Annotated in this window: 11 protein-coding genes; 6 read left to right on the top strand and 5 right to left on the bottom strand. The window is 42.3% G+C overall.

Going from position 1 to position 16947, the window contains the following annotated elements; genetic code table 11:
- The first annotated feature begins 1214 nt into the window (after positions 1–1214).
- On the top strand, positions 1215–1721 hold the full coding sequence (locus DN752_RS00465) for a hypothetical protein (protein WP_112782150.1): 507 nt from the start codon (positions 1215–1217) through the stop codon (positions 1719–1721).
- 206 nt (positions 1722–1927) lie between these two features.
- On the opposite strand, the gene DN752_RS25080 is transcribed toward DN752_RS00465, so the two are convergent.
- On the bottom strand, positions 1928–2062 hold the full coding sequence (locus DN752_RS25080; RefSeq protein ID WP_262511687.1) for a hypothetical protein: 135 nt from the start codon (positions 2060–2062) through the stop codon (positions 1928–1930).
- A 58-nt stretch (positions 2063–2120) separates the two neighbouring features.
- Here DN752_RS25080 and DN752_RS00460 point away from each other — a divergent pair, with 58 nt between their 5' ends.
- Together DN752_RS00460 and DN752_RS24285 are read left to right on the top strand one after the other, a co-directional pair.
- Positions 2121–6413: a PDC sensor domain-containing protein gene (locus DN752_RS00460; RefSeq protein WP_162633057.1), complete on the top strand. Its 4293-nt coding sequence runs from the start codon at positions 2121–2123 to the stop codon at positions 6411–6413.
- A 593-nt stretch (positions 6414–7006) separates the two neighbouring features.
- A complete protein-coding gene (locus DN752_RS24285; RefSeq protein WP_162633056.1) occupies positions 7007–7246 on the top strand; it encodes a hypothetical protein in 240 nt (79 codons plus the stop codon).
- Between the two features lie 115 nt (positions 7247–7361).
- Here DN752_RS24285 and DN752_RS00450 read toward each other — a convergent pair whose 3' ends face one another.
- Genes DN752_RS00450 through DN752_RS00435 form a run of 4 tightly spaced genes read right to left on the bottom strand, consistent with a single transcriptional unit; the run spans position 7362 to position 9864 of the window.
- A complete protein-coding gene (locus tag DN752_RS00450) occupies positions 7362–7976 on the bottom strand; it encodes a hypothetical protein (protein ID WP_112782147.1) in 615 nt (204 codons plus the stop codon).
- Positions 7977–8031: 55 nt separating this feature from the next.
- Positions 8032–8580: a DUF4136 domain-containing protein gene (locus tag DN752_RS00445; RefSeq protein WP_245949403.1), complete on the bottom strand. Its 549-nt coding sequence runs from the start codon at positions 8578–8580 to the stop codon at positions 8032–8034.
- A gap of 16 nt (positions 8581–8596) precedes the next feature.
- Complete coding sequence (locus DN752_RS00440; RefSeq protein ID WP_112782146.1) at positions 8597–9202, bottom strand: OmpW family outer membrane protein; 606 nt, start codon at positions 9200–9202, stop codon at positions 8597–8599.
- 2 nt (positions 9203–9204) lie between these two features.
- Complete coding sequence (locus DN752_RS00435; RefSeq protein WP_112782145.1) at positions 9205–9864, bottom strand: DUF4136 domain-containing protein; 660 nt, start codon at positions 9862–9864, stop codon at positions 9205–9207.
- A 267-nt stretch (positions 9865–10131) separates the two neighbouring features.
- On the opposite strand from DN752_RS00435, the gene DN752_RS00430 reads away from it, so the two are divergent.
- The 3 genes from DN752_RS00430 to thrS all read left to right on the top strand — a co-directional run bounded on the left by DN752_RS00430 (position 10132) and on the right by thrS (position 16871).
- Positions 10132–12609 (top strand): PIG-L family deacetylase, encoded by a 2478-nt coding sequence (locus tag DN752_RS00430; protein WP_112782144.1) that lies wholly within the window; start codon positions 10132–10134, stop codon positions 12607–12609.
- Positions 12610–12702: 93 nt separating this feature from the next.
- Positions 12703–14412, top strand: coding sequence for a sodium:solute symporter (locus DN752_RS00425; RefSeq protein WP_112782143.1), 1710 nt, complete (start codon positions 12703–12705; stop codon positions 14410–14412).
- A 509-nt stretch (positions 14413–14921) separates the two neighbouring features.
- Positions 14922–16871: a threonine--tRNA ligase gene (thrS, locus tag DN752_RS00420; RefSeq protein WP_112782142.1), complete on the top strand. Its 1950-nt coding sequence runs from the start codon at positions 14922–14924 to the stop codon at positions 16869–16871.
- Positions 16872–16947: the final 76 nt, after the last annotated feature.

The raw sequence follows: 16947 nt of genomic DNA, 5'->3' as shown, positions 1-16947 counted from the left end.
TGATAACGCTGATCAGGCAGATGGTCACTGATTTTTTTAGGTTTTACAACTAGCAGGCAATTGCGGCAGCCTTTTCTACTGTGCCCTATGTGTCTATGTTGTTCAACAACATCATGCTCTAAAGAATAGTATTTAACCACATAGGCAGATAGAAAACATAGTTTTTTTGACTACTGATGGAACGCCGATAACGCTGATCAGGCAGATGGACGCTGATTTTTTTTAGTTTCACAACAAACAGGCAATTGTGGAAGTCAATTCTACTGTGCCCTATGTGTCTATGTTGTTCAACTACATCATGCTCTAAAGAATAGTATTTAACCACATAGGCAGATAGAAAACATAGGTTTTTTGACTAATGATGGAACGCCGATAACGCTGATCAGGCAGATGATTACTGATTTTTTTAGTTTCACAACAAAAAGGCAATCGTGGAAGTCATTCCTACTGTGCCCTATGTGCCTATGTTGTTCAACAACATCATGCTCTAAAGAATAGTATTTAACCACATAGGCAGATAGAAAACATAGGTTTTTTGATTAATGATGGAACGCCGATAACGCTGATCAGGCAGATGGTCATTGATTTTTTTAGGTTTTACAACTAGCAGCCAATTGCGGCAGCCTTTTCTACTGTGCCCTATGTGTCTATGTTGTTCAACTACATCATGCTCTAAAGAATAGTATTTAACCACATAGGCAGATAGAAAACATAGTTTTTTTGACTACTGATGGAACGCTGATAACGCTGATCAGGCAGATGGTCACTGATTTTTTTAGTTTTACAACAAACAGCCAATCGTGGAAGTCATTCCTACTGTGCCCTATGTGTCTATGTTGTTCAAATAAATTTGGCTAACCCCAAACCATCTTCCCAAGAGCAGCTCTGAAAGTGGAGGTGAGTTAAAAACTCACTTTTCGTGGTTCCGCAGCACAGCTGCTGGAACAACAGGAGAACAACAGGTTCCTATTGTGCCCTATGTGCCTATGTTGTTAACTATAATTTATAATCTAAAATTACAGTTTGTTGTCAAAAACAATCATTTCATCATCAATTTACGCTGATTTATTTAATTTGTGTTGTTTTAATAACTTACTTCGGATCCATTGTTTTTTCATGGAGTTGGTACCGTAGAATTGGGAGAAAAAAAGTAGGAATTAGAAAAAAGTCAGCTTTATTGGTTTGTCTTTCACAGTCTGTCTTAACTTTACTATATGAAATTACCAAGCCTTTCCCATATCAAAAAAGAGCTTAATCAACTCAACGAAGAGGAGTTGATCAATTTACTTTTAGAGACTGCCAAGTTCACAAAAGACAATAAACAGTTTGTTTTTTTTAAGTTATATGGCAGGGAAAATCCTGAATTTTTTCAACAGATGGTGGAGGAGGAATTAGCGGAATCCTTCGAATCTGCCAATATGGATCATGCCTATTTTGCCAAAAAATCAGCTCAGGCCATTAGGCGTAAATTGAACAAATACCTGAAATTCACCAAGGACAAAACCATTCAATTGGAGCTGGTCGCTTATTTTTGCAAGGCCTTGGTTTCATATAAGTACCTTGATTTTAACCACCAAGTGATCATTAACCTGTATGAACTACAGGTTTCCAAAATCCAGAAACTTATTTCGACCCTTCACCCAGACCTACAATTCGACTATCAACCCCTTGTCGAAGAACTTGAATCTCATTCAAAAAAGGTTCAAAATACCGTAAAATAGGTATTGAGTTCTATTAAAAAAGGTACTACCTTTAAAACAGTACACTAGAATGAGCGTGAAGTTATTGATTATATAATGCGTTTTACCCTTGATAGGAGGGGATTGAGATCTGAAATAAGTACCATTTAGTACCGATAGTTTTTAAAGTCACTATTGGTAATTTTTACTACCACGAACTACGCTCCTTCCGGTAAGCCAAGCGGCCTTCACCAAGCTGTTTTGCTTGATATTTTATCACTACCGCCAGCATAATCTCCTTGCTGGCCATCTTCATCATTTACAACTGAATTTGTTATGCGGGTTTCCAAAAAAGGCGTTGTTGTGCTTTCTACTTTGGTCATTATTTCCTTGGCCTTTGTTTACTACTTTTTTGTGCACGTAGCGGGTAATGAGAAAACCATGAACGCAGATAATATGCGCGTACTGGGCAATGTCAAGACCAATATCGAAAACCTGATAGAAGGCCAAAAAAAAATAATCACTACCGATCTGAGTATTCAGCATCCAGGGGATTATGAGTACCGATTTGATCAAGATCATGTGGTCTTTAAACTAATGGATGACGCTGAAGATACCACAAGGAACGGCGAAAATTCGACAAAAGACAGTATAGTCTCCATAATAAAAGCCAAAGAAAATTATGAAGAGCTATTTAATAATCCGCTGATCGTACGAAAGGACATGTTTGATTTTATCAGCATCAACTGTGTGTCTATCGTGGATTCCAAAAAGGAGCTCAATACACTCTTTACGAATAACCCGACTTTTGGGGAGCTTTATTATACGAGAGACAGCGTGATAAATGTCTTTGAGAGTAAAAAAATCTTCCAACTGGATCTGGGATTGGCCGAGTATAAAGCCTATAATACGCTCTTGTGCAAATCAGAGGATGGTGCTGTTTACCTTACGGGATTGGTGAATATGGATAAGTTTGAGGACAAAAAGCGTGAAGTCTCTGCGCACACGATATCCATAGCTGTGATCCTTACGATTATCATTTTGCTGGCGCTGCCTATTCTTAAGCTCTTTGTCATGAGTAATATGGAGCGGTTATACACGAAGGACGTGCTATTTACCGGAGCCTCTGTTACAGTGATTCCCATGGGCATTATTTTGCTGTTTATGTACCTGACCACACAGCTAAAGGATGATAAAAATGAGGCCAGGGAAAACCTGGCGACATTAAATGATCGGGTAGATGAAAACTTCGAAGCAGAGGTCACCAGTATCATGGGCTTACTGAATGACATTGATTCAGTCACTACCTTGGAATGGAAAAACAGGGATGATACTTCAGGAAATGTTTTCAATTGGATCAAAGGTTTTAACCAACCAGAAAATTCAGCTTTTTTCCACAGTTTATACCAAAACGATGGGCGTGATTCATTTCCAACCAAAGATGATGATGATACCACAGACTATCGTGATACAGAAAATGGTAAATACTGGTCATTTGGAGGGCTACAGTACGATGACCTTAATTTGAATGGCACGCATCACTTCAACTATTTCAATTCTATTTTTTGGTGTAGCCCAGATGGGAAAATACGTATTTATATTTCCAGTGAAGGAAATCCTGAAAAGGTCACCGATCTTTCTCACCGAAAGTACATCATGAAAGTGGCCAACAATGAAACAAGGCTGTTTAAGCGGCAGCAGCCACTTTTTATGGAGTCTATCCGGTCGGTCAGTGATGGTAATTATGAAATCGGGATTGGTATTCCATCAGGAATCGACCCACTACCGGTACTGGCGGTCAGCTTTTCATCTGCCAGCTTAATTGACCCCTTGGTAAAGAGCGGTTATGGGTATTGCTTGATTGATAAATCCGGCAAAACACTTTTCCATTCTGAAAAAGAGCGGAACCTCAATGAGAATTTTCTTGAAGAAACCGGGGGGGATTTCACTTCTTTTGTCACGAGCGATCGCCCCCAGTTTGCGTCGGTGGACTATCTTGGCAAGCCCCACTACGTCTATCTCAGAAAGGTAGACTGTATTGATGGCTATTATTTGGCCACTTTCCTGGACAAGGAATACATTAATACTGCCAATTCCATGACCATTATGCTCACCATAGAGATGCAATTGGCTTTTTTGGCGCTACTTTTTCTACAGGGCATATCTTTATCCTTGCTATCGACCAAACCGAGTAAACTGAAGCAGAAGGTTTTTGCTTTTAATTGGCTAAGGCCTTACAGTTCTGATGATCATCAGTATAATCGCGCCTATTTATGTCTGTTTATGATGAATGCTCTGGCCGGAATATATTGTTTAACGGAAAGTATATTACATGCTGATTTTGAGGATTTTGTCATACATGACTTGATATTGGTTGGAGTCTGTGTGGTCGGTATTAACTATTACGTCCTGTCCAATTTATTGCCACCCAGCAAAAAAATGTATACGCGTTTTGGTAAGGCAAGCCATAACAGGTTTTTAAAAACTAGCTTTTGGGTGATTTTGGGTGTGCTGATGATGGGTAAATTTATCCTGATGGGGTATGCAAAGGACCTAAAAGCCTTTTGGAGTTTGGTATTACTGGGGATTTTGGCGATGGGGATTTATAAAATGGTGAGCCTGATACCACTGGCACAGAAAAGCGGTACAAGGCCCATATCAATTAGTAATGTGTTGGATCAAGGAGCACTTCTATTAGAGAAGTATCAGCAACGCCCGATGCTGGAGGCGTATAAGTTATTTACCTTTTCGCTGATTTGCTTGATTACGGTGATACCCAGTTTTATTTTTTATTCGATCAGCTATAATAAGGAAAGGGAGATCCTTCATAAATATTATAACCATGACCTGACCGCCCAACATGCCAGTTGGACGTCCAATAAAGCCAAGCAATATTATAATGTATCAGCCCCTAAAAAATCGAGTAGGGTTCCAGACTTGGAAGATTTTGTAGCGAGCATGAAAAATGACGATTTGCGCCACTTGACTTTTGAGGATATAGCCATCGAAACAGTGGCATATGATACCGCAGATGAGCAGCGTATAGATAGTTTGTCGCAGGACTTTATGTTTTACTTTTTGATTGGAGGAGTATATGGAGACATAAGGATTCCTTTTAATCCTTACGGAATGGCTTCAGAGGGGTATTTGACAAATGACGACAGGAACCGAGGATGGAAGTATAAAACGGACACCTTTACTTACTATGGTCCCTCCGAAAAGTATATCGTGGCGGGATCTCCTAAGGCATTTTCTGAATTCTTTTTAGATAATATGGCCATGTTGGTGTTGGTACTTATTCCACTGCTGATGGCAGTGATCTTCTTTTTGCTATCGGGAACTTCGCGTAAAATCTGCGGACTGGCGTTTAAGGGATATGTGGATCATCTTATTCCCAAATTTAGCGAGTCTACTAAAAACCGTAAACATGACTTGGTCAGCATCTACAAAGAAGCCGATAAATGGCGATTAAAGTATGACAAGGGGGTTGGCAAGGACAGTTTTAACAATAGCTTTTTGGTAGGAGTAAATGCTTCCAGTGTAAGGAAAGTTTACCATCAGCTGAAGCGTGAATTTCCAACGACCCTTTACACCATGGACATGATAGACTTGCCACAAGGATTTAAAAACCAAAAGGGCGATGATGAGGCAGTCGAAAGTCCTGCCGGCACCATGTACCGCTTTAAGAATGATCAATTGGGGCTGGATGTGGCATTGGACCAAATTATCAAATCTCCTGTATCTACGTACACAGCCTTGGAAATGGTACTCAGAAATTCTATTGGCGGCCAAGGGCTGAATGAAGAAGAAGTGTCTAAAAAGGATAAAAACCTACCTAAACTTCCACTTTTGATCTATATCGAGCACTTCGAATTTTCGTATGATGATATGGAGCTTAACCGAGTCAAACTCCATGTCCTTCAGCAAATAGTACACAATCCACTTATCCGAGTGGTCATTTCAAGTAATATAAGCCCCATAAAAATTTACGAGCACTATGAGGATCAAATCAATCACTTTGCTACCGATCCCGGTGCCAAGACAGATGAGGCATACGAAAAAATGATGTCACTTAAGATGGACTATAAGAATTGGCTGAATGTCCTGGGAGGCTTCTATCGGATCAATGTTCCTTTTGACACCACCCAGATTGATTGGTCAAGTGGAGATCAACAATCCGCTCAATATGACGTGATGAAAGGGGAGTTTGAACATGGTAAGTACCTCAATCAGCTATTCTTTAACAGGAAACTGTATAAGGGATGTGATAATGAGGAAGATGTCATCCTACATGTCCAGGAGACCTCTTATACGTACTACTTTTCTATTTGGAACAACCTCTCAAAAGAGGAGCGCTACATTGTCTATGACATCGCCAGGGATAAATTTGTCAATACCAATAATGTGGACGGCATCATTGACCTGCTGCATAAGGGGATTTTGATTTTTGATCATTCCCTGAGACTGATGAATGAGAGCTTTGGGAACTTTGTACTGTCCAAGGTGAGCAGTGACGAGGCACTGGCACGGGAACTTGAATCCAAGCAAAAAGGAACTTGGAACATCACATTTGCGGTGTTGATCCTAGTAGTGATCAGCTTGCTAGTGTTTATTTCCTTTGGTAGAATCCATGTGCTCAACGAAATCAATACCATTGTCGCTTCTGCAGGAGCGGCGATGACCCTTTTGGTGAGGCTGGGTGGCTTGTTTGCGATCAGTAAGGTGGTGAAGTAGGAGGGAATAGGAAGATTCTCCTCACCTAAGTTCGATCATGAGATCAATAGCATTTTGGGATATCCCTTCGGCTCCCGTAGGCTCCGTTCCCCTTCGTTCCCTTCGGCTCCGCTCAGGGGACAAAGGGGGACGGGGGGAGGATATAATGAGTAATCTCCTTTCCGGAATATGGGACTGTCGCGTCGTTCCTCTTCGCAGTGACGCATAGGCGTTGCTTCGTCATATTTGATTAAACCCGGAATATGCATTAGCCTATCTGTTGCGACCTTAACTGCTTCAAAATAAGCCGTTTCACTTTAGTTTTCGGCATAACCGTAGCGGTGCTACGCTAATGCCTCCAAACTAACTGATTTTCTTGCAATTTCAGCTCTCACTACGATTCCTAACGCATAATCCGGGATCAATGCCGTTTAGTTAGTGTGTATCTGGAAAATATGGGTTCTATATTTTTTCCTTGGGCAGTTATTTTTCTAGCTAAATTCCTAGGTGTTTTTCATCCCTTTACCTTTGTTACTTTTTTGCTTCAGGTCAAAAAAGTAACCAAAAAACCCCGCCGCTGTGCATCTATTGGCCTAAAATTAAAACCTCCCCTCATGCAGGCAAACTCCTCCTTTTTAGCAGCCAACATTCTTTTAGGCCGTAGCCATCGGGTGGAAATTAAAATGGGTGACGGATCTCGGTCGCAGGGTAAATCCATGTCCCATTTTAAAGGGCATACCACCGGCCTAGATTTTTTTCTTTCTTTTTTCATCAATGGAAAAAAGGAAAAGGATAAAATCCACCAAGATGATCAGGTTTCCCCAGCCAAAGTCAATCAAAAAAAGGACTTTTAGGTATATGAAAAGAAGGAAATGCCCTTAACTAAACGGCATTGAATCCGGGATAATAAAAAGGCTGCCCCAATTGATTTGGGACAGCCTTGATTGCGTTTAAAGTACCAGTAATTTTCTATTTGCCACTTTCTGCGGGCAATAACCCATCCGTTTTCATTTGGTCGTAGGATTTCATGGCGATATCCTGTACGGTTTTTTCTACAGATGAAGGGTTCACCGTAGAGGAAATGCCTGACCAAAGCAGTCTGGTATCGCCTTTGAGCGAATAGAGGCTAGTCTCTACGACATAAGTGATATCTTCGGTATAATAGCCAGGATCATAATAGCCACCATATCCAAAGCCTCCCCAATAATAAGGGTGCATGGACCAATAACTGTTATAAGAACCCGGTACCCAATCGGTGGATTTATCCTTGTCCACTAGTTTCATGACAATAATGCCATCAAAACCCTGTTCTCTTAGGATATTGCTACTTCTGGTGGTGTCTGTAGCCGCCGATGCGTTCATGAGAACTTGGTAGGAGGGGTGAACCTTGGCATTGAGGCTCGATACCTTATCCTCAGCGATCCTTCTGCTGGCTTCTGAGTTGCCCAATACTGCTATCATAACCTTGGATAGCTGTACATCCTGGGGATTAGCATCCGGACTTTTCCAAGAACTTACTATTGATGTGGAGCTAGAACATCCACAAGCAATGGCAATAACAAAAATCATTAATCGTTTAATCATCGTTTTGTTAAGTTTAGTGTGTATTAGTTTTCAGGTTTGCTATTCCTGATGGGTGTTATTCTATTTCAGCAAATAGCTTTTGGGTGGCTTGTTCTATGTTCTTTTTGGCAGCATCGTCTTTTTTCGTAATGATACTCTTACCTACCCCTTGCCAGACCATTTCCTGAGAGACTTTATCCACAAAGTCCAACGTGAAAGTGCCTTCATTATACGTGCCGACGGGGATTTCCTGTACTTCCCAGTGATAGTTTCGCTGTCCCATATACATGGGGGGATCACTTCTTAGGTCGGTTTCGCGGGTTTGCACCTTTTCTTCTATGAATACCCCTATATTGACCAGCATTTCCGGGTTTTCAGTGTCCTTTTGGACACCCCGGGACTCGAGGTTTTCTTTGATGGCCTCTTTTATCCAGTCCACCCGTTGGGCATATGTGGGCATTTTGTCAATCTCCAAATCGGTCTTATAAAAGTCAAAGCTCTTATAATTTTCCAGTTTGAAGTTTTCCGCCTGATTGGTGTCGATTACCTTTCCCGCCGTACAAGCGGATACAACGGCCAAGAGCGATAAAAGGGCTGAGAAAGCATAGATTTTATTGCGCATCATTATTACGGTTTAAGTGCTAAAATTTCCAAGCAAAGCCAACCATAAAGTCGACGCTGCTGAAGGGATCTTCTCCAAATCCGGCATTGTACTGTGCTGCCAAGTGGAGATCCAGTCCATAAGCCAGCGGCTGTAAAACACCTACTCGAGGCGCCAGACCAAACTGGAATCCATTGTCCCTGACTTGGTATTGGCCTATTTCTGTCCATTTCATTACATAGTATCCTCCTATTCCCAGTCCTACATAGGGTCTTAACTGGCCTTCTGGGGAGAGGTAATAATTGGCCGTAGCCAAGATCGGAACGGAGTTCGTGTAATTGTACCGTTTACCAGAAAGGGTGACTATTTTTCCATCTATGTTGACTTTGACATTTTCCACACCTTGGATATCTTCATAATAGGTGTTGATGCCAGTGGTGATCCCGAGCCCAAGATACTCTGATACATGGTACTCATAGGCGATGTTGATACCCCTAAAGCTGAAGTCTCCCGTGTAATCAGCCACATCCCCGAGTGGGAGACTTGGAGTATAATTCACTTGGAACTGGCTAGTTCCTTGTGCTTTTAGGAGTTGTACGTTTAGCAGCAGTGCAAATAGTATAAATAAGGTTTTGATAAATCTCATGGTTACTTGTTAAGATATGGTGAATCGGTAAAAATCTGATCCATTCCGCGATCAATTCGGTTTTTGATATTGGTTTCGTCCCCCTGAAGAATGCCGTTCAGGCCACCAGCCCACATGACAGGAAGTCTGTCGGGTTCTCCATCATCTACCGCTTCGATGCTATTGGGATCTACCATTTCGATGATTACGGTCCCTTCCCTGTAGCTGTATACTCCTCCGAAATAGCAGCAGCCTCCTGGGTAATAAGGATACCAGCCATCACCAGGGTATGGGTAATAGCCCCATCCTGGCCACCAGCCCCAGTAATCCCACCAAGACACATATTGGACATCCAATAGATTGACTACTGAGACCATTAATACCACATCTGACCCGTCGCTGACAGGATCAGTGTTTCTGTCCCAACCCATACTGAGGAATTGCTGGTTTACTTCAGATAGAATGTAGTCTTCCATTTCTGAAGTGAGTTCAGTATTATCATCATTGGAAATAAGTACTACGGTGTCTGGAAGGTGATAACTGCCGTAGCTATCATAATTTACTTCAGGATCCTGAAACGTAAGGGCGATATCAAGATCTTCTACATAATCCGCACCCTGAGGCGTACAAGCGGAAATGATAAGTAAACTACCGAAAAAGAGTAGTGATTTAAATTGCATCATTAGCTTAAATTGTGAACTTTAAATTTTTTGTTGGTACAAGTAATCAAATAATGTAGGAATAGGTAAAACTAAATCTTAAATGCTTGATAAGATTTATAAATATTACCAATTTATATTTATCAAAAATCAGTCTGTTGCTCCATAAGCAAGCTTATTGCAGTACTTTCGTAAACCCTTTTGGAATAAATCCGTTGACCTACCATTAATATAAAAATGATTTGAAGTTTAGATTGATTCCCTTAGTTTTCGCCAGTTAACCTCACGTCTATGAAGCTTAAATACCTGTCTCTTTTTATTGTATTTTTTCTGCTGCTAAATGTTCCCACTTGGAGCTATGAACAGCCCCGATATCCGTCTTCCACGATCTACCACCAGCTCCTGAAGCTAAGGGAGACCAAAAGGGTGCTGTACATCGCCGCTCATCCTGATGATGAGAATACACGGTTGATTGCGTATTTGGGCAATCATGTACATGCCGAGGTAGGTTACCTGTCGCTCACCCGTGGTGATGGAGGACAAAACCTCATTGGGAAAGAGCTTGGTGTCGAATTGGGTATGATCAGGACACAAGAATTGCTAAGGGCCAGAGAGACTGATGGTGGGCAGCAGTTTTTTTCCAGGGCCATTGACTTCGGTTATAGCAAAAACCCGGACGAGACGCTCAATAATTGGGATAAGGAAAAGCTCTTGGCCGATGTGGTGTGGATGATCAGGAATTTCCAGCCGGATATCATCATCAACAGGTTCAATACCACTCCGGGTGTTACCCATGGCCATCATACTACTTCAGCTATCCTTTCTCTGGAAGCCTTTAAGGCCGCCGCTGATCCCACGGTATTTCCGGATCAACTGGACATGGTAGAGCCATGGCAGGCCAAGCGGGTGTTTTGGAATGCTTATAATTGGAGAGCGCCGTACCAGCCAGAGGAAGGAAAGCTATATCATGCCTTCGAAACAGGCGCATACGATGATCTACTGGGGGTTACCTACGCACAGATTGCTGCAGACAGCAGGACCATGCACAAATCCCAAGGCTTCGGATCCACGGCGCCGTACGGAGGGGCAGTGGATTTTATTGAATTGGTAGATGGCGCCCGCTTTGAGGAGTCACCTTTTGAAGGTATTCCAAACAGGTGGGATGAAGTCAATAACGGCCAAGCGATACAGGATGCGTTGGATGAGGCGGTAAGCCAGTTTGATTTTGTCCACCTTGAGAATAATTTGCCCCGCTTTTTAGTGGTAAAGCAACTCCTTGGCAAACTAGCTCCTTCTGAAAAGTGGCTTAAGGAAAAACAGCAACAGATTGATGACTTGATCATCGAATTGTTGGGCTTAAAGGTTGATTTTACTGCAGCTCAGCAAGAAGCATATCTTGGAGAGGAGATAGAAGGGACATTGGTGGTGAATAATCCTTCGTCAATAAATGTAAAAGTCCAGGAGTTTACGGTAATGGGCACTAGTCATTCTTTTGACAAGGCTGTCAACGATAATGCGGTGCTAAGGGATGGGATGGCATTGGAGTTTGCGCCTACCATGATGGTTTCCCAGCCATACTGGATCGAAAACCCTCCCCAAAACAACCTCTATCAAGTAAAAGACCAAGAAAAGATCGGAAAACCCTTTAATGATCCTACTTTCAATGGACGGTTAAAGTTTCAGATCGAAGGTGAGGAATTTAATATTGAAGTTCCTTTGAAGTACAAATATAATGACCCTGTGGACGGGGAAGTAAATCAGCCCTTCGTGTTGTTACCGCCTGTGCAGGTGTCGATCGATCATGATCAGGTGTATGTCCTGTCGGACAAAGCTGCTGAGTTTTCGGTAAAAGTGTCTTTTGGAACTGAAATTCTCCCCGGAGATTTACAGCTGCAAGGGCTCAAGGAAAGTGCCTATAAGGTACTGGAAAGCACTGTCAATGAAGCCAAAAAGGAGAAAACTTACCGGCTTAGTGTCAATGGAGACACCAAAATAGGCAAAACGGTGGTAACTGCCCAGTATATTACTGCTGATGGCAATGTCTATGAAGAGGGGGTAAAGCATATCGATTACAAGCACATTCCAGCATTAACGTATTTTCCCAAGGCCAACTTCGACTTGATCAAGCTGAACCTAAAGACTACTGCCCAAAATATTGGCTATATTCCGGGAGCAGGCGATGATGTACCTGAGGTCCTGCGTAACTTAGGGTATGCGGTGACGGAATTGGAAACCGGGAGTTTGGATGCAGGTCGTTTAGGGCAGTTTTCCACTGTCATTGTCGGTATCAGGGCATTTAATGTGAACCAGCAGGTAGTGGATCAATTTGATCAATTGATGAAATATGTAGAAAATGGAGGCAACCTCATTCTCCAATACAATACGACAGCTTCCCTTAAGACGGATAGGTTGGGGCCATATCCCTTTGACATTACCCGGAAGCGGGTAGCGGTAGAGCGTGCTCCTGTTGAGGTAGACTTTGATGCACACCCTGCATTGCAAGGCCCCAATGCCATTACCATGGAAGATTTTGATGGATGGATCCAAGAAAGGGGGCTTTATTTTACTGACAACTGGGATGAGCATTACGTCACACCACTGTCTATGCACGATCCCGGAGAGTCAGCCAGTGAAGGAAGCTTGCTACTGGCCAATTACGGCAAAGGGACGTACACCTATTCAGGGATATCTTGGTTCAGGTTACTGCCTGCAGGAGTGCCGGGGGCTATTAAATTATTTGTAAACTTAATCGAACAAAACCATGAGTGAACCGTCCGTGAACTGGAATAGACTGTATTTCTTGCTGATTTTGGTGCTGGCGGGATTAATCGGATTGTTTTATGCCATTACACGCTATTACTCATGAGTTATATTGATTGGATAGTACTTTTTGGTACATTGATAGCGATTATAGGCTATGGGATTTATAAGACGTATGGTCCCAAAGACATGGATAGCTATCTCAAGGGAGGCAGTGAAATGGGCTGGTGGACGATAGGATTGTCCATTATGGCCACACAGGCTTCCGCTATCACTTTTCTGAGCACACCCGGCCAGGCCTATCAAGACGGTATGCGCTTTATCCAATTTTATTTTGGGTTGCCCATAGCCATGATTATCCTTTCGGTGACCTTTATTCCTATTTATTATAAGCTGAAGATTTACACTGCATACGAATTCCTTGAATCGCGGTTTGATCTGAAAACGAGGACATTGGCAGCTTTTCTGTTTTTGATCCAGCGTGGCTTGGCAGCGGGCATTACCATTTATGGTCCGGCAATCATTCTGAGCACGTTGCTCAATTGGAACCTTACCTTCACCAATATCTTCATTGGTCTGATCGTGATCATCTATACCGTTACTGGTGGTACCAAGGCTGTTTCCATTACCCAAAAGCAACAGATGACCGTCATGATGGGAGGGATGATCCTTGCAGGGATTTTGGTCTATAATATGCTGCCAGTTTCCTTAAATGATGCCATGCATGTGGCTGGAAAAATGGGCAAACTGAATATCGTCAGTTTTGACTTTGATCTTGGCGACCGATATAATTTCTGGTCTGGGATTACGGGGGCGTTGTTTTTGTTTTTGTCGTATTTCGGAACGGATCAGTCCCAGGTCCAGCGCTACTTGAACGGTCGATCGCTGCGGGAAAGTCGCATGGGATTGATCATGAATGGCTTTTTGAAGGTGCCCATGCAGTTTGTCATCCTGTTTATCGGGGTATTGGTGTTTGTCTTTTACCAATTTTATCAGCCACCTATTTTCTTCAACAAGGTACAAACCGAAAAGCTGGTTGAAAGTGACTACAATGATGAATTCCAGCAACTACAAGGTGCGTATGACGAAGTGTTTGAAGAAAAAAACACGGCCATCAAATCACTGATTGCTGCCCAAAAGGAAGGGAAGGCAACAGAAGTGGATGACCTTCAGCGAGAAATTTCGGCAAAACAGCAGGAACAGGAAGACATCCGCACAGGCGTCAAAGACTTGATTACCAAGAATGACCCCAATGCAGAGACGCGCGATACGGATTATGTGTTTATGCGCTTTGTGATGGACTACCTGCCAAAAGGCGTAGTGGGATTGTTATTTGCGGTGATCTTCAGTGCGGCGATGTCCAGCACGGCATCAGAGCTTAATGCACTGGGGGCGACCTCTTCTGTGGACATCTACAAACGCTCCATCAACAAAGGTAAATCAGAACAACACTATACACTGTCCTCAAAGCTACTGACCGCACTATGGGGTGTTTTTGCTATCTTGTTTGCTACCTATGCGACGCTATTTGAAAACTTGATCCAAGCCGTGAACCTGCTGGGTTCGTTGTTTTATGGAACCATCTTGGGGATATTTTTGGTAGGTTTTTATATGAAATGGGTAAGGGGAAATGCCGTGTTTATTGCCGCACTGGTAGCGGAGGCAATGATTCTTTTGATCCACTGGAAAAATGGTAGTGAGCTGTTCGGGATCCACATTGATATAGGCTACCTTTGGTACAATGCCATCGGCTGTCTACTGGTGATGGCCCTCTCGGCAGTGATTCAGCTGATGAAGGGAAGGAAGGCTTGATAGTCGATATGGCGGATACAGGAAAGACACATTATACTAAGAATCAGAATTAATCGATTATTACTGTCAGACATTCAGTTTGTTATGATTATTACTTAAAGTGTTTTCAAGCAAAACTGGCTAATTCGTAATCAATGATAATATTTTGAACATTAATTTTTGATAGGATTTATTAAAAGACAGCGCACTTTATTGTACCATTTGATGACACGCTTTCATTCCAGTAGTTTTTATTTCTCGGGGAACGCACAGAAAACCCAGAATAAAACAACGCTTTTCTGAGATTTCCGTGGTTTCTGTGAGGACCTATTTCATATCTCTGTGATTACTGGGATCATTGCGGATATACATATGCGTGCCAAATGAAACCGGGTAGAATTTTCCTTACAATGCCTATAATAAAAGTAGCCTCGTTTTTTTTCAATTACGTCAGTGAATTTGCATATTTGCATTCTTAATGCACCTGTTTGTAAAGGTGCTTTGTTTCATATTTAGTATAACAATTTTAAATGTCTGACAACTTAATTAACATTACACTGCCAGATGGGTCAGTAAGGCAGTACGAAAAAGGCACTTCCGGCTTACAAATTGCGCTTAGTATCAGTGAGGGATTAGCACGGAATGTCCTGGCCGCCAAAGTGGATGGAGAAGTATGGGATTCTACACGTCCTATATCCCAAGATGCTGAGGTGCAATTATTAACATGGAATGATAAGGATGGAAAATCCACTTTTTGGCATTCGTCTGCCCACTTGCTGGCAGAAGCATTGGAGTCACTCTATCCAGGCGTAAAGTTTGGGATAGGGCCATCCATTGAAACCGGCTTTTACTATGATGTGGACTTTGGCGATAAGCAGATCGATGGTCATGAGCTGGAAGCGATAGAAAAAAAGATGATCGAACTCGCTAAGGAGAAAAACGAGTACATCAGAAAAGACATTTCAAAGAAAGAAGCTGTAAGCTACTTTAAAGATAAGGGTGACGAGTACAAACTCGACCTGTTAGATGGTCTGGAAGATGGAACGATCACCTTTTATGAACAAGGAAATTTCGTGGATCTTTGCCGTGGACCACACGTTCCAAATACAGGGTTTATAAAAGCCGTAAAATTGATGAACATTGCCGGAGCCTATTGGCGTGGTGATGAAAACAACAAAATGCTTACCCGTATATACGGTGTTTCCTTTCCCAAGGCCAAGGAGCTTAAGGAATATTTGGCCATGGTAGAAGAAGCCAAGAAACGTGACCATCGGAAACTTGGCCGTGAACTAGAGTTGTTTACCTTTTCCGAAAAAGTCGGAATGGGCTTGCCGTTATGGTTGCCAAAAGGAACCCTGCTGAGAGAAAGATTGGTAGGCTTTTTGAAGAAGGCACAGGACAAGTCAGGTTATCAACAAGTGGTGACCCCACATATTGGTCATAAAGCTCTTTATGAGACTTCTGGCCACTATGAAAAATACGGAAAAGATTCATTTCAGCCGATTGCCACGCCCCATGAAGGCGAAGAGTTTTTGCTAAAACCAATGAACTGTCCTCACCACTGTGAGATATATAAACATAAGCCCAGGTCATACAAAGACCTCCCAATTCGCTATGCTGAATTTGGTACGGTTTATCGCTACGAACAGAGCGGGGAGCTACATGGCCTGACCAGGGTGAGAGGGTTTACACAGGATGATGCGCACATTTTCTGTAGACCAGATCAGGTGAAAGAGGAGTTTATCAAAGTAATCGACTTGGTGCTTTATGTGTTTAAGGCATTGGGTTTTGATGACTACACGGCACAAATCTCCCTAAGGGATCCAGAAAACAAGCAAAAATACATAGGCGGTGACGAGCAATGGAACAAAGCAGAGTCCGCTATTGTTGAAGCAGCTCAGGAAAAAGGTCTGCAAACCATCACTGAATTGGGAGAGGCCGCTTTCTATGGGCCAAAGCTGGACTTTATGGTCAAGGATGCATTAGGAAGGAGCTGGCAATTAGGCACCATTCAGGTCGATTATCAATTACCGGATCGTTTCCAGCTGGAGTACGTAGGTTCTGATAACCAAAAGCACCGGCCAGTGATGATCCACCGAGCACCATTTGGGTCGTTGGAGCGGTTTGTAGCCGTTTTGATAGAGCATTGTGCAGGTAACTTCCCACTATGGCTATCACCTGAGCAAATAAATATTTTGCCTATTTCCGAAAAATTTATTGAGTACGCCCAAACCATTAACCAACTACTAGATGAACATGATATAGCAGGTTCAATAGATAATCGTGATGAAAAAATAGGGAGAAAGATAAGGGACGCGGAAGTAAAAAAAGTGCCTTATATGCTTATAGTCGGCGAAAAAGAGCAGGAAGAAGGCAAAGTATCTGTGCGTAAGCACGGTGAGGGTGACCAAGGGAGTTTTACACCAGAGGAGTTCGTGAAATACTTCAAAAATATTATTTCGGAATCCTTAAGTAAATAAAAATAAAAGCTAAAAAAGAAGGGGTATTTTAATAATTAAAAAAATATCCGATATTTGCAGTCAAATTCATTCAATC

Origin of the sequence: Echinicola strongylocentroti, assembly GCF_003260975.1 — a bacterium.
GTDB classification, from domain to species: Bacteria; Bacteroidota; Bacteroidia; order Cytophagales; family Cyclobacteriaceae; genus Echinicola; species Echinicola strongylocentroti.
Note: the sequence above shows the minus strand (reverse complement) of the source record. Positions and strands in the feature narration are given on the sequence as shown.